This is a genomic window from Lysinibacillus sphaericus (assembly GCF_005217585.1).
GTDB classification, from domain to species: Bacteria; Bacillota; Bacilli; order Bacillales_A; family Planococcaceae; genus Lysinibacillus; species Lysinibacillus sphaericus.
The window spans coordinates 201,856-228,686 of sequence record NZ_SZPT01000005.1; the positions used below are offsets into that span (position 1 = coordinate 201,856).

Here is a 26,831-nt window from a genome sequence, read left to right on the forward strand (position 1 = left end):
GTCTCCTTTAAATTTCTAGCTATTCGTGCAGTTCCTTTTCGCAACTTGCGTCTTTGCAATTATTACGATGAAACAACATTCATTAGTCGACACACTTCTTTAAACGTTTCACCAAATCGATTATGCGGTCACCTTTCATGCGGTAACTTACGGGATTGGCAATTAAGCGTGATGAAACTTCTGTAATATACTCATACTCAACTAAGCCATTTTCTTTTAACGTACGTCCAGTTGATACGATATCCACAATGCGGTCCGCTAAACCAATCATTGGCGCAAGCTCAATCGACCCGTTTAATTCAATAATTTCTACTTGTTCGCCAATCCCTTTATAATACTTCATGGCAATGTTCGGATACTTCGTCGCAATGCGTGGTGCAAGTTCGTTCATCGTCGTATTTGGTAAGCCAGCTGAAGCAATATAGCAAGTACTTATTTTCAAATCAAGAAGCTCATGTACCACGCGCTGTTGCTCCAGTAAAACATCTTTTCCAGCAATTCCAATATCGGCTACACCGTGCTCAACATAAACAGGTACATCCATAGGTTTCGCTAGAATAAAACGAATTTTTTCTTCTGGGATTTCGATCATTAATTTACGCGACATTTCAACCTCTTCTGGTAAATTAAAGCCCGCTTCAATAAGCATTTGGTATGCCTCTTCAAAAATGCGCCCTTTCGGCATAGCAATGGTTAATTCATTCACCGCGAATTTCCTCCTGTCCAACAACAACTACCTTTGTAAAATGCGTTAAAAAGGCTGCTTCATCAACTAAACTACTTCTCAACTGTAAAGTCGCTTGTTTACCTGCTGCTCTTAAAGCCTCTATTTTTTCTAGAGCCTCTTCAAAATTTTCTTCTTCGAATAGCACCACAATGGCTTCTTCCTTGTCCGAAGCTTGTGCAGTAATCGTTTCTAATAATCTATCTACACGAATGCTAAAGCCTGTAGCACCGACCTTTGATCCAAATACTTCAAGCAAACCATCGTAACGGCCACCATTTCCTAATGGGAAACCACTGCCTGAAGCAAATACTTCAAATAACATACCTGTGTAATAGCTCATATGGCTTGAAAGAGTAAAATCAAACGCGACATACTGTGCAAGATCAGCGACTTCTAATAATTTTGCAAGTTGTTGCATATATTCTAATGCGTCATTTTTACGCACATATTTTTCAATATCACGAATTTCCTTTAAGGTCATTGCCTCTTCAATAAACTGTAACAATGCATCTGATTTTGTTTTTGGTAAATCAAATGATGCAACTGCCTCCTCAAAGCCTACATAATTACGTTGTACAAGCAGTGTACGCAGTACATCTTCTTGTTCGATGCTTTCTGTATAGTCCTGTAAAATACAATTCAAGACACCTGCATGTCCTATTGTGACTTTGAAATTTTCTAATCCAAATTGTTTTAATAACTCCATTGCTGTAACAATTACTTCTGCATCCGCAAACACGGAATGATCACCAATTAACTCAATACCCATTTGCTCAAATTCTGCGGGACGTCCACCTTCTGTTTCCTGTGCACGGAATACACTTGCAAAGTAAGCTAAGCGCAGCGGTATCATTTCTTTCAATAATTTTGAAGTGGCTACTCGAGCAATCGGTGTTGTCATATCAGGACGTAGAACGAGCGTGTTGCCCTGACTATCTACAAGCTTAAATAAATGCGCATCGGAAATTGCAGATGCTTTCCCTACTGTATCGAAATACTCTACTGTAGGCGTTTTGATAAATTCATAGCCTCTTGAGCGTAAAAAATTTCGACCTGTATGTCTTACAGCTTCTACTTTTTCATAAATTTGCGGAAATTTATCACGCATACCAAGTGGCTTTTCGAACATTTTAATCGACGACATGTGGACACTTCCTTACGTTTCACTTTAATTCACTAGAGTATTAGAGAATTAGAATATGAAAGTATTTTAACTCATTCCTTCAGTTCAGTCAATGTTTTACACATTAAATTCACAAATAATTTCAATACTTCTGTTAATTATACACCTATTTACACAAAGTGAAATGTTTATCGAGACTATTGCCTCACTTATGTAGGGGACATCAAAATGCGGACATTACTTTAAATTTAGCTGTTCTTGCTTTAAAAATATAATAATTGCAAGCGAAATGAGTTGAAGGTTGCAGCCTTACTGTACTGAGCAGAAAGAACCGCTGAAGCGTACAATAACGCCATAGCAAAAAAAGAGGTTGGGACATTACTAAAAAATTTAAAGAACAGAGGAAAGGTGTTCATAAATTTTTGCTATATGGAGAACTTAGCTATTCTTGCTTTTGCAATAAATTAGAAGTGTTCACTAGTTGTTAGTAGCGAAGGCGGTGACTCCAGCACAGAACGCGCACAACGTAAGACGCTGGCATTCTGCGCGTTAGCGAGGGTTGCGGCTTACTGTGCTGAGCGGAAAGCACCGCCGTAATGTACAATAACGCCATAGCAAAAAAGTGTTAGATTGATTTGCAGTCAATCTAACACTTTTCATCTTCTTTACTTTTTCGGCGTGCACCATTGGACAACTTCACTTCGTTTACGCTCCGCCATCTGTTCCGCAGTGTAAATAATTTGCATCGGATTGCCACCTGCTAGACAACCTGCTGGTACATCCTTATGTACGAGTGTTGCCGCAGACACAATAGCACCGTCCCCTATTGTCACTCCTGGTAAAATGGTTGAATTGGCACCAACCATTACTTCATTGCCAATATGGACATCTCCTAAACGATACTCTTCAATTAAATATTCATGCGCTAAAATTGTCGTATTAAAGCCAATCACTGTATTATTGCCGACATGAATACGTTCTGGGAACATCGTATCTGGCATGACCATTAAAGCGAAAGACGTTTGGTCACCAATCTTCATTTTTAAAAAAGTGCGATACAGCCAGTTCTTCACGCGTAAAAAAGGTGTGAAGCGTCCAATTTGAATGACAATGAAGCACTTCATCACCTTCCAAAAGGACACCGTATCATATACATTCCATAGCGAATTTGCTCCTTCGACACGATATCTTTCCGTTTTACGCGCCATGCCTTTACCCCTCTTTCACAATAGCAAGTAAATCTTTCATATGGTGCAATAGATATTCTGGATTAAACTGCTGTAAATATTGCTCCCCTTTAATTGACCATGCGACACCCGCAGCTCTTACACCCGCATTGTGTCCAGCTTCAATATCATGTGAATTATCACCAATCATAATGGCATCTTCCTTTGCGACACCAAGACGTGTAAGAGCAAGTAAAACTGGCTCTGGATCAGGCTTCACATGTTGGACATCATCAGTTCCCACGATCACCTCAAATAGATGACTAGCACCTAGGATCTTCAACCCTCGGTCAATCATCGCATTGCGCTTTGTTGAGACGATGGCTAATTTAATCCCCATTGACTTTAATTGCTCTAAAGTTGACACAACATCAGGAAACTTTGTGACAAGCTCATCATGATGCGGTTCATTCCAAGCGCGGTATTTTGCTATCATTTCATCTTCTTCTCCTGGCGTTAAAACACTAAATGTCTGTTTTAATGACGGACCCATGAATTTCAAGCAATCTTTTGGCGAATATTGCCCGGGAAATCTCTCTTCTAACACGTGCATAAATGATTGTATGATTAAGTCATTTGTATTTAATAGTGTACCATCAAAATCAAAAAGCAATGCCTTTACAGCCATACTTTCCACTCCTTACTTATTGTCCAAATATTTCACAGCAGGTTTTACCTTCAATCTGCGGTAAATAATTGCCGCAAGACCTATCACAATGCCGATAATGGAAACAACCTGAGCCGAACGCAAGTCTCCTACTAAATAAAGACTATCCGTACGTAAACCTTCTATATAGAAGCGACCAATTGAATACCATATTAAATAGCTAAAGAAAATTTCACCGCGATTTAGATTCACTTTACGTAATGCCAATAATATTAATAAACCGATGAAGTTCCAAACAGACTCATATAAAAATGTAGGATGGACGTATGTGCCTAGTTCTTCAATGTACATTTGATTAATAATCCAATCAGGTAGCATCAGGTTTTCTAAAAATGAACGTGACACTGGGCCGCCAAATGCTTCTTGATTCATAAAGTTGCCCCAACGACCAATAATTTGACCAATCAAAATACTTGGTGCTGCAATATCAGCTACTCGTAAAAAGCTTACCCCTTTTATCCGCGTAAATATGTAAGCCGTCGCAAATGCACCTAATAACGCACCATGAATCGCAATACCACCATTCCAAATTTCAATAATATTGCCTGGATTTTCACTATAATAATCCCAACGCATAGAAACATAATAGATGCGCGCACAAACGATGGAAATCGGCACTGCCCATAATAATAAGTCAGCTAGAAAATCCTCAGGTAATCCGCGTTTTACCGCCTCTCGTTGTCCAACAAAATATGCTAATATTATCCCCGACACAATTAAAAGTCCGTACCATCGTACAGGAATTGGCCCTAAATGAAAGGCGACCGGGTTAATGTCTAATAGTAATAAATCCATCTTATGCTCCTCTCAATATGTTACAATCCGTTTTCCATTAATCATCTAACTCATCTGATGAAGCAATGACTTCATCTAAGCGTCTTGAAAACTCTTCCGCTGCATTGACACCCATTTTCTTCAAACGGTAATTCATCGCCGCTACTTCGATGATTACAGATACATTTCGTCCAGGTCGTACTGGAATTGTGAGTTTTGTTAGTTCCGTATCAATGATTTTCATTTTTTCTTCTTCTAAACCTAAACGATCATAAACCTTGTCTGGATCCCATATTTCTAGCTCAATAATTAAGGTAATACGTTTATATGGTCGTACAGCACTTGCCCCAAACAGTGTCATGATATCGATAATACCAATACCTCGTATTTCCAATAAATGCTCTAACAGCGGTGGCGGACTCCCTATTAAAAAGTTCTCCGACTCTTGACGGATCTCCACACAATCATCTGCAACTAATCGATGCCCTTTTTTTACTAGTTCAAGAGCTGTTTCACTTTTCCCAACCCCGCTTTTTCCGATAATAAGCACACCGATGCCATATACATCGACTAACACACCATGTGCCGCTGTCATAGGTGCTAAACGTCCCTCTAAATAATTGGTTAACCTACTCGAAAATTTCGTTGTTGTCATGTGAGTTTTAAATACAGGTACATGCTTTTCGTTTGAAGCTTGAATAAGCTCATCTGGTACTTCTAAATCACGCGAAATAATAATAGCAGGCGTATCCTGTGAACATAGCAATCGCATACGCTCAAGTTTAACATTCGCTGGTAACATTTCAAAAAAGGAAAGCTCTGTTTTCCCTAGTAGCTGTACTCGATTAGCAGGATAATGCGTAAAATAACCAGCCATTTCAAGCCCCGGTCTAGATATATCACTTGTGGTAATTGTTCTTCCTATACCTTCCTCGCCGCCTAATAACTCTAGCTTAAATTTTTCCATTACATCTCTTGTCAATACTACGACCAATATTTGCAGCCTCCATTCAAACGAATTGAATATTGTTTTATTTTAGCATGCCTATGTATAAAAGAAATGAATTTACACTTGTGTGCATGATGATTAGTAACACTATTATACTTACTTCTAGTTAAAGGTTGTACATAACAAATGTAAAACTATCTCAGAAAGCTTATGCACATGATAAAAATAGAAAAACTAGCGGTCTCCAGAACCGCTAGTTTTTTTCATTGTATTATTTTTGTGTAGCCAACCATTTTGCAACGGCTTCAGCATCTGCACCTTTAATAAGTCCAGGTGGCATAGCCCCACGACCATTGTTAATTACGTCTAAAATTTCTTGCTCAGATAAACGAGAACCTACATTGTTTAGTGCAGGTGTATTCCCCATACCTTGTAGCTCGCCACCGTGACAAGAAACACATGATTTCATTGCGATTGCTTTACCGTCTGGTTCAGCAGCAGTATCTTTGTTATCTGTAGCTGCTTTATCTCCGCCACCACCACATGCTGCTAAGAAAATCGCTGAACCGAACACTAATGTTAACATTGCTTTTTTCATTAGTACCCCTCCTATAGTAAATGAATATCTTTCCAAGCTATTATACCAAAATTATGCACGTTTGAAACCTTCACCTAACACCTCATAAGCATCAGAAACGATGACAAACGCTGATGGATCAACGTTTTTAATGAGTTGTTTCAGCTTTGTGAACTCTGTTTGATAGACAACGACCATTAAAACGGGTCGTGCTTCTCCTGTATAACCGCCAATTGCAGGTAACTTTGTCACACCACGATCAATTTCAGCATATATCGCATCACGCACTTCATCTTGTTTTAACGTAATAATATAAACCATTTTAGATTGACTAAAACCTAACTGGATAATATCAATCGTTTTCGTTGTGACGTACAGTCCAATTAACGCATAGAGCCCTTTTTCTAAGTCAAAAACAATTGCCGCACTAATTGCGATAATTCCATCAATTAATAGTACACTTGTACCAAGCGATAATCCGGTATACTTTGTAATAATTTGGGCTAGTAAATCAGTGCCACCAGTAGAAGCATTCCCCTTAAAGACAAGTCCTATTCCTAAGCCTACAACAATTCCGCCAAAAAGCGCACCAAGTAAAGGATTATCTGTCCACGGCTCCCAGTGATTTGTCAATAACACAATCAACGGTAATGTTATTGTCCCAATAAAAGATTTGACGCCAAACTTTTTACCAAGTATTATTACTCCTGCTAGAAACAATGGGATATTAAATGCATATTGTACAAGGCCAGGATTCCAGCCAAATAAACCATGTAAAATGGTACTTATGCCACTAACTCCACCTGACGCTACTTGATTTGGTAGTAAAAATACATTAAAACCTATTGCCACAACTGCGGCACCAATAATCACATAAACATATTCCACAATACTTGCCCTTACATCTTGTGTTTGATTCATTTCCTCACGCCCACTTCAACTATCAGATTTTTCTAAAGATGACGACATGATTATAGCAAATAGTTTTCACGTTGAGAACTTCATCTTGATAAAGAGAAAGTAGTTGGAATAAATGAGAAAAAGTGCTAGATTGATCCCAATCAATCTAACACTTTTTCTCAGCCATTGATGTCCGCTACAGGTGCACTTTCCGCACCGTAAGGACACATACCTCTTTTTTGCGTGCGGAATACCTTATAGGAGTCGCCTCTTGCTACAACTCCTATAAGCTGTCGTTTTCCCTAATTATAATGATGTTTCTGCCCATTCTAGTGCTTCATTATATAAAAGATCAATACTTGCCATTTCAATATTAATTTGTGGTGCTAATTCTTCTAATCGTTGCCAATCTAATTTTCCAAGCGCAATACTAAATTCAAGATAAGGTGTCATCTCTGTTTGACCACCTAATATTGTTTCTGTAATCGCCTCTGAAAAAGGTAATTGTTGCAAAATAACATTCATCGGTCTTTGTAAGATCGCATCAATTAACGAAAACATCCCAACTAAAAAGTATTCAGAAAAGTTTTGCTTATAATTGCGTTTGGCTAATTTTTCACAAACCTTTGCTCTGAACAAAGATGTTTGCATCAACTCTTGAAAAAGATCTGTATCTGCCCTACCATCGAATTCACGCAGAGCTAGTAAATAAATCCACTTGCGAAGATTTGCTAAGCCAAGTAATAAAATGGCTTGCTTAATGGAGCGTATTTTCGATTTTGAACGTTTACTAGAATTATTAATCATTTGTAATAATTTATACGTCAACGATATGTCCCGTTCAATATTTTCTGCTAACAGATGAACGTTCGGTTCTTCTTCCTTTAAGAGCGAAATTATATGAAAATATTGGATGGCATTTGCGGGAATATCCATCGCTTTAATGATTTGAGGTTGCTCAAAAAAGTAACCTTGAAAAAACTCATAGCCTGAATGCTTGGCGACTCTATATTGCTCTTGTGTTTCCACTTTTTCCGCAAGCAATTTAATATGGGGGAAATTTTCCTTTACCATATTTTCTATTTCCATTCTTTCAACTAAAGAAGATATTAAGAAATCCACTTTAATTAAATCAATATGCGGGAAAAGCGTATCATATATTGGTACATTTCCTTTTAAAATAAAATCATCTAACGCTATTTTAAACCCATGCGACTTCAGCTCAATGACACGCTTAACTAGATTTGGTGTTAGTGGTACATCTTCTAAAATCTCGATTACTACTTGCGAAGGATCTAAAAATTCATCGATTGAACTCATAAGCAAGTTTTCCGTAAAATTAACAAAACAAGGCTTACCTTTCGTTACCTCTTCAATACCAATTGATAAAAATGAGTTCACTAACACATCCACTGTTGCAGCATCTGAATCGACATCAGGAAATGAATTTACATTTTTGTTTCGATATAACAACTCATATGCAACGACCTGTTCATGAAGATTAAAGATTGGCTGTCTTCCGATGAATACTTCCATTTCGTTGCCTCCAATTCACCATTTTCTAGTAATTATTATAGCACTTTTCATTACCTTACGCTTATTTTTTCAACACTATAATAAATTTTTCTTATTGAGAAACTAGCATTTACCTATATAATTTACATTTTATGACTAAAAAAGATAAAGCATTACTACTTTATGCATCTATATTAAAAATTTGCTTTTACTTTTTACTTGCTTACCTTGCGCAACATTTACTAAAAAGGGTGTTATACTGATTTTTCAAAAGTAACAGGTTGGACAATAGCATCCTACAGTTTTGCATTGTGATAGTAAATTTTTAAGATTTTATATTTCATATTGATGCCGGACACTATAGTTGAGATTTTTTAAAGTTAACATAGATTTTCCTCCTACCATGGAAATAACAAAAAGCCCTACCACCAAAAATAGTGGTAGGGCTAGCCTGTGTAAATGATGCTTAACATAATTTTCTTTTAGTGTCAGCCTGCAAATGTTACCTGAGGCATCTTTTTATTTCCCACCAAATTTAGATTTAAAAGCGCCAATAACAGCCGGTATAACTGAGATAACTATGATTAAAATAAGCACTACTGAGAAGTTATCTTTAATAATTGGAATATTACCAAAGAAATATCCAAGGAGTGTACAGCTGAATACCCATAAAACAGCGCCTACGATGTTGTACAGCAAAAAGTAGCTATAATGCATCTTACTTGCCCCTGCAACAAACGGAATAAACGTACGAATGAAAGGCATGAAACGAGCAATTACAATTGTTTTGCCACCATGCGTGTTAAAAAATTTCTCCGCTGCTTCCATACGTTCTTTTTTAACAATCCGACCTAAAAAACTTTTCGGAGGAATCGATGTCCCAACTTTATGACCGATATGGTAATTCATTGTATCCCCTAAAATTGCTGCTGCCAAAAATACAGGAATTAGTATCCATAAGTCAAAGGCGCCCATTGCAGCTGTTAATGTACCACTTGCGAAAAGTAATGAGTCACCCGGTAAAAATGGGAAAATCACGACACCTGTTTCAACAAAGACAATGGCAAATAGAATAAGATAACTCCAATTACCAAAATCACGAATGATTTCTTCCAAATGCACATCAATATGCATTATAAAACTTATTAACTCTTGGATGAGTCCTATCATTGGTTTTGTATGCTCTCTTTCAATTTAATTTTTCTTAATAGCTTGGACGTTGTTGCGCACAAAAGGGTTCCAAAACAATACAACAAAGTATACAAGTTACTACTCCCCTACTATATGACAAGCCCTTTTAAAGTATGTAGAAGGATTACACATGACTGATTTTATCACTCCAGCTCAATGCACTCAACTTATTTCACCGTAAGTGCAAGACACCCAAACAATTCTGATAATTTAAAAGGCAGCTGTTCCAAAACCAACAAGCCCACCACAAATTTTTTTGTGGTGGGCCTGACTTATTAATTCGTTTATACTTTTTCTTTTAAAGTACGACGCAAAATTTTACCTGTTGTATTTTTGGGAAGCTCATCTAATATTTCCACAACTTTTGGCACTTTATATTTCACCATATGCTTTGCACAATATGCCAAAATATCATCTGTTGTCGTAGCCGCTACTTCCTTGAGTACGATATATGCATGTACTGCTTCACCAAAATTAGGGTCTGGGTAGCCAACAACTGCCGCCTCTACGATATTATCATGAGCAAATAGAACTTCCTCTACTTCTCTCGGATAAACATTATAACCGCCAACAATAATCATATCCTTTTTGCGATCGACGATATAGAAATAACCTTCGTCATCAACTTTTGCAAGATCCCCTGTGTAAAGCCAACCATCACGAATGGCCATCGCCGTTTCTTCAGGCATTTTATAATAGCCTTTCATGACATTTGGACCACGAACAACTAACTCACCAACTTCACCGACAGGAACATCTATACCATTAACATCGACCACTCTATTTTCAACGTTATTAATCGATGTACCGATAGAGCCAGCTTTTCGCTCACGGTCTAATGGATTGAAACATGTTACCGGTGAAGCTTCTGATAAACCATAGCCCTCTGATACACGTACATTAAATTTCTTCTCGAAATTATGTAATAGTGCAACAGGTAATGATGCGCCCCCTGAAATGGCTAAACGAATTGTTGAAAAATCTTCTGGTTTGCCTTCTGGTAATAAATACAAAAAGTTATACATCGTAGGCACACCCGCAAAGACAGTTGCCTGTTGCTCTCTCGCCAATGTGAAAATTTCACTTGGGCTAAAGCGAGGTGTAAGTAAAACGGTTGCTCCACTAATCAATGGTGCATTGACTACGACTGTTAATGCAAACACGTGGAAAACTGGTAATGTTGCAATAATACGATCATTTGCTCGATACCCTAAATACGTTGAGACATCACGTGCATTTGAATAAACATTTCCGTGTGTCAGCATGGCACCTTTTGGATTGCCTGTTGTTCCCGAAGTGTATAATATAATAGCCGTATCATCTTGTGCGATATCTACCGGTTCTAACGATCCAGTGGCACTTGCAACAATATGCGAAAATAAATGTGTTTTCGCTTTTGCCTCTTCCGATAAAGCCGCTATTTTTTCAGCTACATCTGCTGTTGTTTCACAAACGACAAATGTCACTACTTCTGGGAATGCCTGTACACCTACTTCTACTAATGGAAGCAATGCATCAAGTGCAATAACCGCCTTAACATCGCCATTTCGTAAAATATAAGATATCTCATCTGGCGTATAGATTGGATTCACAGGAATTGCTGTTGCTCCTAGACGCATCGTTGCATATAAAGCGATTAAATAATGTGGCGTGTTGCCGAGTAAAAACGCCACATGGTCCCCTTTTTGTACCCCTAAATCTTGTAACCCCTGTGCAAAGCGGCCAACTGTGTGCTCAAATTCCCCATATGAAGTATCTTTCCCCATAAAATGATACGCAATTTTTTCCGGCTGCTCTGCTGCTTGTTGACGAACACATGAAACTAAATTCAATTACACCATCCCCTTATCGTATAAAATGAATCGTTATTCAGTAATATTATATAAGAAATATATCTAAAAAACAATGAAACTTTTTATTTCGTGTCAATATTACCTTTAAAAAATTCACTTTTTTCTCTTTTGTACGTATTTTTAAGAACGGATATGGGAGATGTAACGCCAACGAATTAAGTAAAAATAGATAACCTGTATTAGGACAAAAAAGCCAAATGCAAAGAACACTTCTTTAACAATTGAAATATTGGCAATGTCCTTTAAAATGCCTTGTACCATAAAGAAAGCAAAGCCACTGTGCATCATAGCAACGCCCCACGGTAAGAAAAATTGTGGGAATAAATGACGGTTGACTAGCTTTTTCAACTCAATATCTGTTAAGCCCATGCGTTTTAACACATCAAATTTCCGCTTTTCTCGTTCAAGTGAGGTATGCAATTTAAAGTAAATAAAACTACCAGCAGCTAGTAAAAATACAGTGGCCACTAAAACACCAACTAATGTAAATAATGAGTAGGTAGCTAATATATAAGAATAATTTAATCCTGCATTTTCAAAATAAAATGGGCTATGCTTGCCCTTTTTTATACTATAAAAATATTCTGTTGAGGCATCATCCACTATGTCCTTACCAATTTCCTTCGTCTCCATCCACTGTGGAATATCGAATGTAAATAAATGATAGACGGGTTGCAAAGCGTCCTTACTAGTAATCGGCTTTACAAGCTTCCCAAAGTCTTCATCACTGATCACAATCGAGTTTACACTAACAATGGAACCTGGGAATACGATTTTAGGATATACACTATCAATGGTAATTGGAATTTCGTTTTCTTCTAAAATTGTATGGACTACTATATTTTTAAGTTTCTTCAAAGACTCTTCGGAATATGGTATAAACACAGCTTCACCAGACGCCAAATCAATTAACGGATAGTTAAAAGAAGACAACAAAACATTCATATCAGATTCGCGGAATACTTCTACCTCATTGTGTGTAAAGGAGGATGTTTGCTTGACAACAAGAAAACGGGATAAATGATAGGATAAACCCTTGTCTTCTAACTGCATACGCAAAGAATTGATATGCTCAGCCTCAAACGGATTATTAATATCTCCTTTATAAATAAGCCCTAATGGATTTAATCGGTCATATTGGGTCGTATAAGAAGACATTGTAGCTAAAACACCGACTGATAAAAACGCCAGTGTCGAAACCATTGTAACAACGAAGAACATTTTCACATTATCCATCATAATATGTGTCTGCTCGGCTAAAGATAATAAGCGATAACGTCGCCAATGAAATTTACGCTTCCCACGAGCAATTTCTAAAAAGAATGGTACTGAATCACTAAAAAAATAATACGTTCCAAATGTTGCCGAGAAAGGAATCAATAAAGTTAAACCTATCATCGTCGTATGAGAAACAATAACTGCCAATGCATACGTTGCTAAAATCAAAATAACACCATATGTTGCGCGAATCTTTGAATAACTAGCCACACTAGTTAAATAATCATTCCCTTTGATTAAATCTCGCAATTTTCTCTCACGTGTAAAATATACGCTAATAAACGAAATAACCACAAAAGCACTTGTGAAGACGCCTATCGTAAGTAAAAAAGGTTGCCAAGATACATAGAGCGGCAAATTTTCTAAATGTAAAATTTCTCGAACAATCATAAAGAAAAACTTTGAAAATGAGAAGCCAAAAATAATGCCCACAATAATCGAACCAGAGCCAATAATCATCGTTTCTAAAAAGACAAGTTTGTTCATTTGGCGCTTTTCCATCCCAAGATGCAATAATATAGCGAACTCATGGGATCTCGCCTCTAAAAAGGCACTCATGGAATAATATAAAAAGAACAAAGTAAAGAGGACAAGTACGATTTCTGCACCAATCATGCCGACTAACGATACTTCTCCTAAAATACCTCGTTCAATATCTGGATGAAACATCAGCATTGAATAGATAAAAAATACAGCCACAGAAAAAAAGCTTGCCATAAAAAAGGCACCGTAAATACGGCTGTTCCGTACGACATTACGGTAAGCGAATTGTCGAAAGGTCACCTACTTGCCCTCCTCCTAGTAAGCTCAATACATTTAAAATTCGTTGGAAAAACATTTGACGTCGATCATCACGATAAATCTCATTGAAAAATTCCCCATCCTTAATAAAGAGCACACGATCACAATAACTTGCGGCGATTGGATCATGTGTCACCATCACGATTGTCGTTTGTTTTTCTTTATTAATTTTTGTTAATAGTTCAAGGACATCACGCGAGGAATTCGAATCTAAATTCCCTGTTGGTTCATCAGCTAAAATAAGGCTCGGATTGTGAATCAGCGCCCGTCCAATGGCGGTTCTCTGTGCTTGTCCACCTGAAATTTCATTGGGACGTTTATGCAAAAAGGACGTTAAATCAAGCTTTTCTACAATACCTGCAAGACGCTCCTCCATTACTTCTAACGGCTGCTGATCGAGCGTTAACGGCAATACAATATTTTCTTCAACCGTAAGCATATGCAATAAATTAAAATCCTGAAATACAAAGCCGAGTTGTCTTCTTCTAAAATAAGCAAGCTCAGTAGCATTTAGCTTATGCGGGTTCATGCCATCTAAAATGATTTCCCCACTCGTTGGTTCATCAATCGTAGAAATAATATTTAATAACGTCGTCTTGCCGCTTCCTGATGGACCCATTACTGCTAAAAACTCGCCTTGTTCAACCTCAAAGCTTAATTGATTGAGTGCACGATGCGTCACCTTGCCCTCATATACTTTCGTAACATCCTTTATTTCTAAAATAGGCATACTTTGTTCACCTTATTTCTCGATTAATTCCATAGATTTTGGTAAAAGCCAATTGAATACCACCTCAAAGCCAATTTGAAAGTGTGGTTCTATTTCGGCTGAAGCATTCTTCGCTTCTTCTTGCACTAGACTAAAGCAATGCTCTCCAACTATGACATCCCATGCATCTAACTCACCTTCAATTATTTCACCATAAACTGCATAGTGCCCACTATACATCACTTGCTCGCCTTCAACAGGGAAAGCATTTAGGAGACTTGGTTTATGTAAGTTTAGCCCAAGTGCATCACAAAAATGCACAACTTCATCTTGTAGGAATAAGCTTGCCTGACGGAAATTTTCACAAAACAAACAATCACATAGTTCTGTGTGTGACGCGTACAACTCCTTCGTTTTATCTAATTCAATATTTAATACCCAGTCTTCAATCCGTACTTCTCCCATTTCTGATCCCCCTAATTTGTAAATGTCACGGTGACAATCGTCCCTTTGCCTACTTCTGATGTAATGTCCAATTGATGCCCTAGTTTTCCGCAGATTTCCTTTGCTAAATACAAGCCCATACCTGTGGATTCTCCAGTTTTACGCCCATTTTCACCTGTAAAAAAGGCTTTGGTCACACGTGAAAGGTCAGAAGCGGGAATACCAATTCCTTCATCACAAATCGCTAACTGAATATGATCATCTTGTTTAATAGCAGACATCACGATCTTTTTATTCTCTTCAAATGTATATTTAACTGCGTTTGTTACAAATTGCCCGATGATAAATCGAAGCCACTTTGAATCACTTGCTACGATAATATCGTCCTCAATATGGATTTCTGGAAAAACACGATTCGTAATAAATAAACGTTTATTTTCATTAACAGTTGCAGTAACAATTGTTTTTAACGGAATTTGTTCGACTTGCATATCCTCTTCAAAGTTTTCTAGACGCGCGTTAACAAGCACCATATCCAACCCTCTACGTAAACGATCTATTTCTTCTTGCACATTCTTTTTATCAAGAGGGCGTTCATCCTGCAATAGCATCTCAATGACAGAAATAGGCGTTTTCATTTGATGTACCCATTGATTCATAAATTGATCGTGGCGCTTTTGGCTAGCATACAAGGAATGAAGCTCATGCTGATACAGTCGGTACAGTTCATGCATATATTTTTCTACTTGCACCGCTTCTGGTGTCTTGGCATTTTTTTGTAACACATCTTCCATTGATTTTGGAAGATGTAATATTTTACCCAAATAACTTTGGCGCATTAAATAACGAATAAGTAAAAAAGAGCATAGTAATACTAAGCTAATACTTACAGAATAAATAGCCGTATCGACGTTACGAAAGCCATCGAGCCAGTACAACACCATAATAAAACCGACTAAAATCAGTTGAAAAATAAAAAATGTTGCATAATCACGTAAAAATAATTTCCAGCCCATTACAACTCACCCGCACTTAATATAAAACGATAGCCTGCTCCACGAACCGTCTCAATTGTTGAGGCAATATGATAATCGGCTAGCTTCTTGCGAACACGTGTCATGTTCACATTTAACGTATTTTCATCAACAAATGCTTGATCGTCCCATAGCTCCTCTAGCAGTTGCTCACGTGTTACTACTTTGGGTGCATGGCCCATTAACAATTCTAAAATAATACATTCTTTTTTCTGTAATGGAATTTCTAAATCATTTTTGTGCAGCTCCATACGCTCTAAATGCAGTACAAGCTGTCCTTGTTTAATCGTCCGTTCTTCTTGTCTAGCGGCATATTCTCCATATGTACGACGCAAGTGACTACGGATTTTAGCGAGAACGATTTCGTAATTAAATGGCTTAGTAATAAAATCGTCACCCCCATTTTCAAGCGCAAAAATTTGATCCATTTCGCCAGAGCGCGCTGAAATGAAAATGATAGGACATGTTGTATGTTGACGTAGCTGACGACACCAGTAATAGCCGTCATACGCAGGTAAATTTATATCAAGCAATACCATATGTGGATTAAAGGCTGTAAATTCTTCTATTAAGTGTTCAAATTCTTGAATCGTTTCCACTTCGTATTGATATTTTCTCAGTGTTTCTGCAAGCAATGATGCAATTTTCACATCATCCTCGACAATAAATATTCGATGCTTCTCCATAATGACACTCCTTTCTATCATATATTGTACCAAAAAAAGGCTACGCGCCCTAATTGCGCGTGCCCTATTTATTGTGAATATATTGGTAACTTCAAGTTCAACGGTTCCATCATGTTTAGACTTTAATTTTTCCACAGCATAGCCGCCTACATTATACGCCAAGTTAGGCTAAAATATCTTTTTTAGGAAAAGGCATTAGCCAACTATTTTTTGTCTACTGTTAATAAATTAATTGTAAAAACTCTTCTGTAGAAATGCCGCCAAAGTATGTTGGGATATTGATATCCGCTAATGACATCGCAATCGCAGCACGATCATAGTTTGTACCAACTAAGCGTTGCTCAACATCTGCAATATCGCCTACACCGAAGAAATCACCAAATATATGTGCTTCTTCAATCACACCATGATTCACTTCTAAGCGAATGTCAATCCCGCCTGAAGGGAAACGATGTGTTTTTTGAATATTAAAGCGAGGGGATTTCCCGTAGTTCCATTCCCAAGTTTGATAGCGTTCAGCAGATAATTGATGAATATTTGCCCAGTCTTCTTCTGAAAGCTCATGATAGCGAATGTTTTCTTCTCCACCGAAAATAGATTTTAAAATTTCTAAGCGGAATGCTTCAACGGTCATTTTATCCTTTAAAAACTCAGAAATATTTGCTACACGTGAACGAATGGATTTAATACCCTTTGATTCAATTTTATCTTTCTTTACTTTCAATGCAGATACAACTGCATCTATTTCTGTATCAAACAGTAATGTCCCATGACTAAACATGCGACCTTTAGTAGAAAACTGCGCGTTACCAGATACTTTACGCCCTTCAGCTAAAATATCATTACGACCCGATAACTCCGCATTTACGCCCATTTTCGCAAGCGCGTCGACAACTGGCTGTGTGAATTTTTTATAATTCATAAAGCTATCGCCATCGTCCTTCGTAATAAAACTAAAGTTCAAGTTTCCAAGGTCATGATACACCGCACCCCCACCAGAAAGGCGGCGCACAACAATGATACCATTATCTTCAACATAATCTGTATTAATCTCTTCAATCGTATTTTGGTTCTTACCAATAATAATAGATGGCTGATTTATGTAAAATAACAGCACCGGTTCCTTCTCTACATCCATTGTCTTTAGTAAATACTCCTCAATGGCAAGGTTAATGCGTGGATCATGAATCCCTTTATTATCAACGAAAATCATAGTCGTTTCCTCCTTCACAAAATATCCATATTTTATTTTAACGTAAATTAGGCATTTTGTGTTGACGAAACGCATCTGTTATAATACACTAGAAAATAATAAAACAGTAATAGTACAGATGAACTTAAAGGAGGAGTCCACAATGTTAGAAAACGTAGTTGAATTTTTCAAGAACTTACCTGCAAAACAATGCACAGAATGCGGTGAAAAGATCGAAGAACAAAGCGAATGCTACAGCAACACTTGTGAAAAATGTAACTGCCTATAAGCATTTGCCTATGCTGTAACGTCATTTCGTGCCCCACACGAACTAATAATGACACCACTCATCATACATTTATGATGAACCATTAATTAAATCTCTTACACTTACACAAAACAGCAGCTGATACGCTCATATCAGCTGCTGTTTTACATTTAAAATGAAATTGTTTGAGTGACTGGCACTTTGCATATGCGCCAGCCATGACATTAAGGCGGGTACAGACACTAATACAATTTCCATGCTAGCTGTATATTTTATAGCTTACTAAGTAGACTCCTGCGGGAACAGCGCAAGTTGTAAGACGCAACAAACCGCGCGACAGCGAGGGTTGTGGCTTACACTGTGCCCGCGAAAAGCGAAGTGGATTTTTACGATTTAGGAGCCTATATTATGCTAGGTGCCAAATTGTTTGAGTGACAGGCACTAAAAAACACCCACCAAGTAAATGATGGGTGCAAAGTGTTTTTAATCTTCCGCTACTTTTGAGTAACGTTTTGTGTGTAATAACATGAAATAACCAAAAGTAATGACTAAGAACACAATTAGGTAGCCAAATAACATACCATAGTTTTGCCATAAATACGTCATATCGCCTGTTGAGATGCTTGCTTTAAATGCTTGAACAGTATATGTCATTGGCAATAATTTATTAAATACTTGCAATGGTGACGGAATCAGTTCAAGTGGGAATGTACCCGCGCTTGTTGTAAGTTGTAAAATCAGTACAACAATGGCAATGAAACGACCTGGATCACCGAAAATAGAAACTAACATTTGAATTAAAGCTAGGAACACATAACTTGTTAGTAACGCCGTTAGTACAAAGTAACCTAAATTTTGTACTTCAAGACCTAAGCCCCATTTTACAATGGCTACTGTTAATAATGTTTGCACTAAACCTACGAATGCAAGGACTGTCACTTTACTTGTAAACCATGATGCGCCATTTTTCGGACGAATTGCAGGTTCTACAAGTGGGAATACGATTGAAATTAGCAGTGCTCCAACAAATAATCCAAGTGAAATAAAGTAAGGTGCGAAACCTGTACCATAGTTTGGAACATGGTTGATTGATTCTTTTTCTACTTCAACCGGACTACCGACCATATCATATGTGTCATTATTTGCATGTACTTCGTTTGCTTTTTCACTAGCTTCACCTAATTTGCTAGATAGTGTCGCTGTACCATCGGCAAGTTCAGTTGACCCATCAGCAAGTGTTGCAGAGCCTTCTGCTAACTCGCCAGATTTTGAAGCAAGTGTTGAAGTACCTTTATTCAATGTTGTTGTACCACTCGCTAAGTCATTTAATCCTGAAGCTAATGTTTGTGAACCAGCAACAGCTGTGTTTACACCTGCATGTAATTCACCTAGTTTACTAGCAAGAGTGGCGTTACCAGCTTGAAGGCTTTGTGCACCTTGAACTAGTTCATTGCTTTTTGCTGCTAATGCATTTGCACCAGCTAAAACATCTTTTTGACCTGCAGCAATTTGTGATGCACCACCGCTAACTTGGTTAGCACCAGCTTGTAATTTTTCAGTACCTGCTGCTAATGCATTTAAACCATTGTGCACATTGGTACTACCAGCTTGTAGCTCAGCTAACGTTTGCTTTAAAGCAGCGGCTTGCTCTGCTGGCATTGCATCAATTGTACTTTTTAACTGTGCTGTTAGAGCCGCAATACCCGCTTCTACTTGTGCAGAACCATTAGATAACTGATTTGCTGAACTGTTTAGCTTACCAGCATTTTCAGCAACAGATGTTGCACCAGCAATAATTTGCTGTTGTTTTTCAGTTATTGTTGTAAGGCCTGCTTCTACTTTCGCTACACCTTGTGTGTATTGAGACAGACCTTGTTGAAGACTTGTTGCACCTGCAGCTGCCTGCTGTGCACCTTGCTGTAACTGCACTGTACCATTTTCTAATTTCACAAGACCAGTTGATAAGTCGTTAGCACCATTAGCTGCTTGCGCTGCACCTTTGGTAATTTTATCTGTACCATCAGAAAGTTCAATTGTGCTAGAAGCTAACTGTTCTAAATATCCTTTTAAATCTTTCGCTCCATTTGCTACTTTTTTAGCGCCTTCGTCTAACTTAACAGAACCATCAGCTGCTTCTGTAAAGCCATCTCCTAATGTCGCAATAGAATCAAATAATTTCTCTGCATATGTAGCAGAAACTTGCGTATTTACTTCCGCACGAATGCGATCCATTGCTGTTTCGCCAATTTGTGCTCCTAAGAAGTTCAAGCCTTCATTCGGAATATAATTCATGACTAATTTAGAAGGTTTGTCATCAAGTAAAGTCGTAGCATGCTCTGAGAAATTTGTTGGGATTTCTAAAATCATGTAATAGTCTCGACCATTTAATCCTTTTTCCGCCTCTTCTTTTGACACTTCTATAAAGTCAAATTGCTTACTATCGACGAGTTTATCGACTAAGGTATCTCCTAAGTCTAACTTCACTCCATCCATTTCTGCACCCTTATCATCATTAACAATCGCTACCGGTAAATTAGACATGCCTGCATATGGATCCCAAAACGCCCATAAAAACATGCCTGCATACATGACCGGAATAAATAGAACAGCGATTATTGAAACAAGCATTTTTCTTGTTTTAAGGATTTTCAGCCATTCAGCTTTAATCATATTTTTTCTCACTCCTATACTAATTGACCGAAAACGTCATTTGGTCATTTTACTGCAAAAAAATCGCAAACTTCATCATGTGTAAAATTTGTAGATTTTTTCTTAAAGAACGAGCCCTCGAAAGATTGTCTCCTTAAAAAGATTTAGTATCTTCTCTTCTGGAATCATGTCGCCATGTAGCTCATGCCAATCTACTACGAACGCTAAATACGCTTTTAATAACAGGTAGCTTACTAACTCTGCATCACAATCTCGAATTTCACCTTTATCAATTCGTCGTTGAATTAATGTTGCCATATAAGATAATATTTCAGACTCAATGCGAATTAGAACTTGTTTGACCGCTGGCGTACGTAATTCTTTTTCTTCTTCTATTAACTTCGCAAATAAAAGATGCTTCTCACGGAACTGTAGCATTTTCATCAAAGCATGATGCGCATTATCCATAAAGCTTGCTGATACATCCAACACTGCATCCGCTTCCGCCTTCATCTCACGTACAAGTGACATCGCAATCTCTTGAAATAAAATTTCTTTATTTGCAAAGAATGTATAAATCGTTCCTTTACCGACATTCGCAATTTTCGCCACTTGTTCCATCGTCGTTGCCTTGTAGCCAAACAACGTAAATGATTTTGCAGCTGCTTCAATAATTTCCTGCCTACGATCCATTTGTGACATCCTTTCCTGTTAAGTTATGTACACCTTTTGTACACTGAAATTAAATAATGACCAGAAAACCATTTCGGTCATCTGGTCATTATAATATTCCTATTTTAAAAATAATGCAAGCTTTTAATGATGATTTTTTTCATTTTCTTGTTGCTCTGTGTCCTCTGATGAATCTGTACCCTGATTTGGCATGCTCATATTGGCTTTTTCATCTTCTTGAATTACTTTTGTCATATCAGGTGTACCAGCAGTAATTTGCTGTTTCGGCATATTATGAATGCCATTAGCTGTAGTATGAGCAAACATATAATATACGCCGTCATGATCGAATGTTGTCTGAGCTTTATAGACGCCATCTTTCTCTAATTTACCTTCTAACATTTGACCTTCATCCCGTTTACCTGATTCCCACACTTCGAATTCTACGATTGCATCATCAATATTTTCTTTACCTTGGGTAACGTGAGCAGCTAGCTCTATCGGAGCATTTATTGCTACTTCTTTTGACGTTAAAATTTCTACTTCCAACATTTGAGGCTCCTCTAATGTGGAAGTTGTAGCTGGTTCTTTCTTTTCCCCACACCCAACTAATAATGCGGGTACAGCTAACAATGTCAAAATCCATTTCTTCATGTTCTATTCCTCCATTAACGGCATCGTAATCTTTACTTTTGTACCTTTATCTAATTCACTTTCAATTTCAATTTTACCATGTAACTGCTTTAATAATTGTTCCACTATAGATAGACCTAAGCCACTGCCACCATCTGCACGACTACGCGCTTTATTAACACGATAGAAACGCTCTGTCACATGCGATAAATCTTCCAGCGGTATACCAATGCCATCATCCTTTATCGTAATAAGTGCATTTCCATTATTTTCAACTGCCACAATGTCCACTTTTGACTGTTCATAAGAGTAATTAATAGCATTTTCGATAATGTTAATAAATATTTGCTTAAGCTTCACTTCATCCGCTTTGACAATTAGTTCATCATCTACATTAAGATGCAACGTAATATTCTTTTTTTGAGCTTGATGCATTAAAATTTTTCGTACTTCTCGTAATGTTTCTGCAAGTGGAATCGGATAAAGGGCAATATCCTTCTGTTCGTTTTCCATCCGAGCAAGTTGAAGAAGCTCATTTGTTAAACGTTCCATACGATTTGCTTCTCGCACAATCAACTGAATAGTCTCTTGTTTTTGCTCTTCTGCAATAATACCATTTTGCATTGCTTCACTATACCCTTTTACATAGCTAATAGGTGTTCGTAATTCATGAGAAACAGTTGCTAAAAATGTTTTTTGTACTTCATCTTCACGTTGTATAGCCTCCGCCATACCGTTAAAAGTGCTGGATAGTTTACCTATTTCATCACTAGATTTAACCGGCACTCGTGTTTCATAATGACCATACGACATTTGCTCCACCGCTATTTGTAAGTTATTTAATGGACGCATAATACGTTGAATACCTTTATATACAAAGAAGCTCATCACAATCAAAAAGACAAATGCGCTCAAAAATAAGAAAATGACTTCTTGACTTGCTAACTCACTGATTTTTGCTAATGGGAAGTAAATATAAATAATGCCCTCTAACCTGTTTTGATCTACTAAAGGCAGTACAACTGAAATAAGTTGTCGATCGAACCGAGGCTCATAGCCAATCTTTTGCACATAATTACCTTCTAGCAATTGTTCTCGTTCTTCTGCACCTATCAATGTTTCATAATCAATATCAAACGGAACACATGCACTAAGCTCACGTGGATTTCTAACAGCAAAAATATTTAAATTAGAATAATTATTATAATGTTCAATATCAGCAATAAATTCATCTGTCACTTTGCCACTCGTATACATTGTTTGTAACTTTGTACCGACCTCGATCATCATGCTTTCTGTATCTTCCACATAAAGCTGTTCATATAAAAAATCAGTCAGTACGTACATAAAAACAACTGTAATAATCAAAAATGCAAATATTAGTAGCCAAATACGTGTGGAAATCTTTTTCATTCGCCAGGGTCAAAGCGGTAGCCGACTCCCCAAACGGTTTGAATATACCCTGCCGCTTCCTTTCCAAGCTTCAAGCGTAATGTTTTTATATGGGTATCAACCGTTCTTGTTCCCCCTAAATAATCTATATCCCAAATACGCTCTAACAATTGTTCACGTGAATAGGCATTGCCTGGATTTTTCATAAATAAATGTAATAATTCAAATTCCTTTAAAGTTAACGGGATTACTTTCCCTTCAACTGAAACTTTCCGAGAAATCTCATCTAATTTAATGGACCCAAAGACAACAATTTTTTGCTGCAAATCGGTTATATTAGAACCGCTTCTTCTTAATACAGCATGCATTCGTGCCACTAGTTCATCATTTGTAAACGGCTTTACGATATAATCATCTCCACCGAGTGTCAGCCCCTTTACTTTATCCTCATTCGCATCTCGTGCCGTTAAGAAAATTACAGGAACATTCGACATCGCACGAATACTTTGACAAACTGTAAAACCATCTTCATGTGGCATCATTACATCTAATAGAACTAAGTCGATTTTTTCTCGCACAATAATATCGTACGCCTCCGTTCCATTTGCAGCTGTAAAGGTCTCGAACTTGGAATTATTGAGCATCATCTCGATTAAATTACGCATATCTTGCTCATCATCAACAATTAATACTGTTGTCACTTTTCTTCCTCCCTTACTAACAGTTGAAATGCACCTTTACCAACATCAACTGTTTTTTGTACCTGACCGTCTTTTATAAAATATAATGTGTGGTCGTCATAGCCAGCTACAACAATATTATTCTTAAACTGATTTACAACAAATGGGTTGGCCCCTACCTCTTTATGCCATTTCACTGTACCATTAAAATCAACGACATATAATTCATTATGACCATGGCTGACCACTAACACATTATCTTTCGTCTTTGTTAAACCTACTGGCATTAAAGGCATTTCTATTTCACCATGAACAGCACCCGTTGTAAGATCATAACGTTTCACCGAACTATTCGGTTTGCTTCCTTCACCGTGTCCACCAATCCATAACTCATTTGTCTCTTCAATAATGACAATCCCATGTGACGATTTTTCTATTGGCCACTGTTGTTCTATCGTTAAATCTTTAATGGATAACACTGATAGTTTCGTGTCTTTATAGTTCACCACATAAAGCTTATCTTTATACGTTGCCATCGACATCGGATAATTGCCAAGCCGCTGTGAAGCAAGTTCATTGCCTTCCACATCAAAGCTTGTCACTGTATTCATCTTACTATTCGTAACAAAAAATTGTTTGAACTTCGGCGCATAATACACATTGGTCGTGCCAATTTCTACTTTTTTTGAATAGAGCTTTTTACCTGTCGAAAGTGCAAAAACATCTATCTCATCTAATTGATGACCATATAGTAAAATTTGGTCCTTATCGAGGAGTATTGCGCCTGTATACGCTTTGTCAAATGTCCAAGATGCAAAAACTCCACCTTGATCATCAATAAAATCAAGCGATGGTTCTTGAATATTGAGAGACGCTATAAAATTCTGATTACGTTCAATTGGCTCAAAAGATTTCTCTGTACACCCTGCTAACCAAATAATTTGTATAAAAGAAAAAATGAAGAATGCCCATTTTTTCAAAATCATCACCTCTGCCCTCTAACTATACTTCACATTTGTGAAATCTGCGTGAAACTTGAAAGGTAAATTTATGACACATTCCCAGCTGATAACAGCGCGTCTTTACTATCAATAGCAAAAGACTTAAGCATCGCAAAAATGCCTATTAACACATATACTACAAAGATTATCGTAAGGAGGAATCACATTATGGTAACCATTAGTTTATGTATGATTGTGAAAAATGAAGAAGATGTCATTGCCAGATGTCTTGAATCAGTAAAAGATTTAGTGGATGAAATAAATATAGTTGATACTGGCTCCAGCGACAATACAAAGAAAATTGTAAAACAGTTTACTGATCGTATTTTTGAATTTGAGTGGGTGCATCATTTTGCCCAAGCGCGAAATTTTTCATTCCAACAAGCTACACAGGACTATATTCTTTGGTTAGACGCTGATGATGTGTTATTGGCGGAAGATCAGGAGAAATTTAAAGCCTTAAAGGAATCTTTAGCCCCTGAAATTGATGCTGTCTCGATGAATTATTATTTAAGCTTTGATGCTGAAGGAAAAGTGAACTCTCTTTTAAGAAGATATCGATTAGTTAAAAGAGATAAGCAATTTCAATGGATTGGTGCAGTTCATGAATATTTAGAGGTTAGTGGACATCTTTACGAAAGTGATGTCGCTATTAGCCACTTACCACTTCATCATGACCACCAGCGGAATATTACCATTTATAGAAAACTCCTTCAATCAGGTGAAGCATTAACTCCACGTGACACATTTTATTATGCCAATGAATTACTAGATCATAATGAAATTGAGGATGCAATCTTTTACTATGAACTTTTTTTAACATCAAAACGTGGTTGGGTAGAAGATAATATTCAATCCTGTTTTAAACTAGCAGATTGTTACTCGACTTTAAATGATAAAGAAAATAATGTAAGTTCTATTTTAAGAAGCTTTGAATATGACATCCCACGTCCAGAGGCATGCTGTAGGCTTGGCCATCATTTTATGGAGCAAGGGAAAAATCAGGAGGCAATCTTTTGGTATGAACAAGCATTGACAATAAAAACAAAACCAAACGCTCCATTTCTAAATACAACTTTTACCACGTGGTTACCTCATATACAACTTTGCGTCCTCTATGACCGTTTACAACAATACGAATTAGCCAATACCCATAATGAATTGGCACGAGGCTACTTACCGAACGATGAAAAAATCTTACACAACAAAACTTACTTTGAGCAATTGTTAAAAAAGATGAATGACAACGCTTAGATTACTATTAAACTTTATGAAAATCAGGAAATGCAATTCTTATAAGAAAGTCTTCTTTATCTCCTAAGCTTCTTCCCCTATAAGATCATAGTGATTAGCTAGTACACAATTTATAATGCTTATATGAATAAGCAAAGTAGTTAACCGTCCACTTCCTCTATCATTTTTATGAATAGGATATTTGAGAGAGGAGGTGAATAAATGAATTTCCACGATTTTATTTTAAATAACATTTGCAAGAGATGTAATAGTTATCCATGCCGTTGCATTAATAGACCAGAGCAAAACTGTTCTATTTGGCCTGTTAAACCTACTGGTACAACAGGGACGACTGGACCGACCGGACCTACGGGCGCTACGGGGGCTACTGGGGCTACTGGGGCTACTGGGGCCACTGGGGCCACTGGCGCTACGGGCATCACTGGTGCTACAGGCGACATCGGGCCGACCGGACCTATGGGCGCTACGGGCATCACGGGCGCGACTGGCGATATTGGGCCAATCGGACCTACGGGCGCTACGGGCATCACGGGCGCTACAGGCGATATCGGGCCGACCGGACCTACGGGCGCGACGGGCATCACTGGTGCTACAGGCGATATTGGGCCAATCGGACCTACGGGCGTGACGGGCATC

The 26,831-nt window shown here is 37.6% G+C and carries 26 protein-coding genes; 3 read left to right on the forward strand and 23 right to left on the reverse strand.

What is annotated here, in order from left to right:
- Positions 1 to 82 precede the first annotated feature (82 nt).
- The 17 genes from hisG to lplA form a co-directional block, all read right to left on the reverse strand.
- The gene (gene hisG / locus FC748_RS18385) at positions 83 to 706 is read right to left on the reverse strand and encodes an ATP phosphoribosyltransferase (protein ID WP_024363888.1); all 624 of its coding nucleotides are present in this window, start codon (positions 704 to 706) and stop codon (positions 83 to 85) included.
- On the reverse strand, positions 699 to 1,871 hold the full coding sequence (locus FC748_RS18390) for an ATP phosphoribosyltransferase regulatory subunit (RefSeq protein ID WP_024363887.1): 1,173 nt from the start codon (positions 1,869 to 1,871) through the stop codon (positions 699 to 701). The genes hisG and FC748_RS18390 overlap by 8 nt, the downstream gene beginning before the upstream one ends.
- A 644-nt stretch (positions 1,872 to 2,515) precedes the next feature.
- Entirely contained in the window at positions 2,516 to 3,058 is a 543-nt protein-coding gene (locus FC748_RS18395) for an acyltransferase (protein WP_024363886.1), read from the reverse strand.
- 4 nt (positions 3,059 to 3,062) lie between these two features.
- Complete coding sequence (gene ppaX / locus FC748_RS18400) at positions 3,063 to 3,704, reverse strand: pyrophosphatase PpaX (RefSeq protein WP_108031048.1); 642 nt, start codon at positions 3,702 to 3,704, stop codon at positions 3,063 to 3,065.
- Positions 3,705 to 3,716: 12 nt separating this feature from the next.
- Positions 3,717 to 4,538 carry a prolipoprotein diacylglyceryl transferase gene (lgt, locus tag FC748_RS18405; RefSeq protein ID WP_025220495.1) on the reverse strand — a complete coding sequence of 274 codons (822 nt, stop codon included), beginning with the start codon at positions 4,536 to 4,538 and terminating at the stop codon, positions 3,717 to 3,719.
- Positions 4,539 to 4,575: 37 nt separating this feature from the next.
- Positions 4,576 to 5,511 carry an HPr(Ser) kinase/phosphatase gene (gene hprK, locus FC748_RS18410; protein ID WP_024363883.1) on the reverse strand — a complete coding sequence of 312 codons (936 nt, stop codon included), beginning with the start codon at positions 5,509 to 5,511 and terminating at the stop codon, positions 4,576 to 4,578.
- 226 nt (positions 5,512 to 5,737) lie between these two features.
- Positions 5,738 to 6,064: a cytochrome c551 gene (gene cccB / locus FC748_RS18415; RefSeq protein ID WP_108031049.1), complete on the reverse strand. Its 327-nt coding sequence runs from the start codon at positions 6,062 to 6,064 to the stop codon at positions 5,738 to 5,740.
- Between the two features lie 51 nt (positions 6,065 to 6,115).
- Positions 6,116 to 6,964, reverse strand: a complete 849-nt coding sequence (locus FC748_RS18420) for a YitT family protein (RefSeq protein WP_024363881.1) — start codon at positions 6,962 to 6,964, stop codon at positions 6,116 to 6,118.
- A 285-nt stretch (positions 6,965 to 7,249) separates the two neighbouring features.
- Positions 7,250 to 8,479 carry an EAL and HDOD domain-containing protein gene (locus FC748_RS18425; RefSeq protein WP_024363880.1) on the reverse strand — a complete coding sequence of 410 codons (1,230 nt, stop codon included), beginning with the start codon at positions 8,477 to 8,479 and terminating at the stop codon, positions 7,250 to 7,252.
- A 498-nt stretch (positions 8,480 to 8,977) separates the two neighbouring features.
- Positions 8,978 to 9,625 carry a VTT domain-containing protein gene (locus tag FC748_RS18430; protein ID WP_370510660.1) on the reverse strand — a complete coding sequence of 216 codons (648 nt, stop codon included), beginning with the start codon at positions 9,623 to 9,625 and terminating at the stop codon, positions 8,978 to 8,980.
- A gap of 308 nt (positions 9,626 to 9,933) precedes the next feature.
- Positions 9,934 to 11,481 carry a fatty acid--CoA ligase family protein gene (locus tag FC748_RS18435; protein ID WP_024363878.1) on the reverse strand — a complete coding sequence of 516 codons (1,548 nt, stop codon included), beginning with the start codon at positions 11,479 to 11,481 and terminating at the stop codon, positions 9,934 to 9,936.
- 141 nt (positions 11,482 to 11,622) lie between these two features.
- Positions 11,623 to 13,563, reverse strand: a complete 1,941-nt coding sequence (locus tag FC748_RS18440; protein ID WP_024363877.1) for an FtsX-like permease family protein — start codon at positions 13,561 to 13,563, stop codon at positions 11,623 to 11,625.
- Positions 13,535 to 14,311, reverse strand: a complete 777-nt coding sequence (locus FC748_RS18445) for an ABC transporter ATP-binding protein (RefSeq protein WP_024363876.1) — start codon at positions 14,309 to 14,311, stop codon at positions 13,535 to 13,537. The genes FC748_RS18440 and FC748_RS18445 overlap by 29 nt, the downstream gene beginning before the upstream one ends.
- A gap of 12 nt (positions 14,312 to 14,323) precedes the next feature.
- Positions 14,324 to 14,755, reverse strand: coding sequence for a hypothetical protein (locus FC748_RS18450; protein ID WP_108031050.1), 432 nt, complete (start codon positions 14,753 to 14,755; stop codon positions 14,324 to 14,326).
- Between the two features lie 11 nt (positions 14,756 to 14,766).
- Entirely contained in the window at positions 14,767 to 15,750 is a 984-nt protein-coding gene (locus tag FC748_RS18455; RefSeq protein ID WP_024363874.1) for a sensor histidine kinase, read from the reverse strand.
- Positions 15,750 to 16,454 carry a response regulator transcription factor gene (locus FC748_RS18460; RefSeq protein WP_024363873.1) on the reverse strand — a complete coding sequence of 235 codons (705 nt, stop codon included), beginning with the start codon at positions 16,452 to 16,454 and terminating at the stop codon, positions 15,750 to 15,752. Before FC748_RS18460 ends, FC748_RS18455 begins: the two co-directional genes overlap by 1 nt.
- A 220-nt stretch (positions 16,455 to 16,674) precedes the next feature.
- Positions 16,675 to 17,667, reverse strand: a complete 993-nt coding sequence (lplA, locus tag FC748_RS18465; protein WP_024363872.1) for a lipoate--protein ligase — start codon at positions 17,665 to 17,667, stop codon at positions 16,675 to 16,677.
- Between the two features lie 142 nt (positions 17,668 to 17,809).
- Between lplA and yhfH the strand changes: the two genes are divergently transcribed.
- On the forward strand, positions 17,810 to 17,935 hold the full coding sequence (gene yhfH, locus FC748_RS18470; RefSeq protein WP_069514604.1) for a protein YhfH: 126 nt from the start codon (positions 17,810 to 17,812) through the stop codon (positions 17,933 to 17,935).
- A 462-nt stretch (positions 17,936 to 18,397) separates the two neighbouring features.
- Here the strand turns inward: yhfH and FC748_RS18475 are convergent, their stop codons facing one another.
- The 6 genes from FC748_RS18475 to FC748_RS18500 all read right to left on the reverse strand — a co-directional run bounded on the left by FC748_RS18475 (position 18,398) and on the right by FC748_RS18500 (position 24,926).
- Positions 18,398 to 20,584 carry a YhgE/Pip domain-containing protein gene (locus FC748_RS18475; protein ID WP_025220502.1) on the reverse strand — a complete coding sequence of 729 codons (2,187 nt, stop codon included), beginning with the start codon at positions 20,582 to 20,584 and terminating at the stop codon, positions 18,398 to 18,400.
- A gap of 102 nt (positions 20,585 to 20,686) precedes the next feature.
- Positions 20,687 to 21,256 carry a TetR/AcrR family transcriptional regulator gene (locus tag FC748_RS18480; RefSeq protein ID WP_024363870.1) on the reverse strand — a complete coding sequence of 190 codons (570 nt, stop codon included), beginning with the start codon at positions 21,254 to 21,256 and terminating at the stop codon, positions 20,687 to 20,689.
- A 123-nt stretch (positions 21,257 to 21,379) separates the two neighbouring features.
- Positions 21,380 to 21,889 carry a FixH family protein gene (locus tag FC748_RS18485; RefSeq protein WP_024363869.1) on the reverse strand — a complete coding sequence of 170 codons (510 nt, stop codon included), beginning with the start codon at positions 21,887 to 21,889 and terminating at the stop codon, positions 21,380 to 21,382.
- 3 nt (positions 21,890 to 21,892) lie between these two features.
- Complete coding sequence (locus tag FC748_RS18490) at positions 21,893 to 23,281, reverse strand: sensor histidine kinase (RefSeq protein ID WP_024363868.1); 1,389 nt, start codon at positions 23,279 to 23,281, stop codon at positions 21,893 to 21,895.
- Positions 23,278 to 23,961, reverse strand: coding sequence for a response regulator transcription factor (locus tag FC748_RS18495; RefSeq protein WP_024363867.1), 684 nt, complete (start codon positions 23,959 to 23,961; stop codon positions 23,278 to 23,280). Before FC748_RS18495 ends, FC748_RS18490 begins: the two co-directional genes overlap by 4 nt.
- Complete coding sequence (locus tag FC748_RS18500; protein WP_233433830.1) at positions 23,958 to 24,926, reverse strand: YncE family protein; 969 nt, start codon at positions 24,924 to 24,926, stop codon at positions 23,958 to 23,960. Before FC748_RS18500 ends, FC748_RS18495 begins: the two co-directional genes overlap by 4 nt.
- 183 nt (positions 24,927 to 25,109) lie before the next feature.
- On the opposite strand from FC748_RS18500, the gene FC748_RS18505 reads away from it, so the two are divergent.
- Together FC748_RS18505 and FC748_RS18510 are read left to right on the forward strand one after the other, a co-directional pair.
- Positions 25,110 to 26,195, forward strand: coding sequence for a glycosyltransferase (locus FC748_RS18505; RefSeq protein WP_024363865.1), 1,086 nt, complete (start codon positions 25,110 to 25,112; stop codon positions 26,193 to 26,195).
- 201 nt (positions 26,196 to 26,396) lie between these two features.
- The coding region (locus FC748_RS18510) for a collagen-like triple helix repeat-containing protein (RefSeq protein WP_137102312.1) at positions 26,397 to 26,831 on the forward strand (435 nt) is incomplete at its 3' end.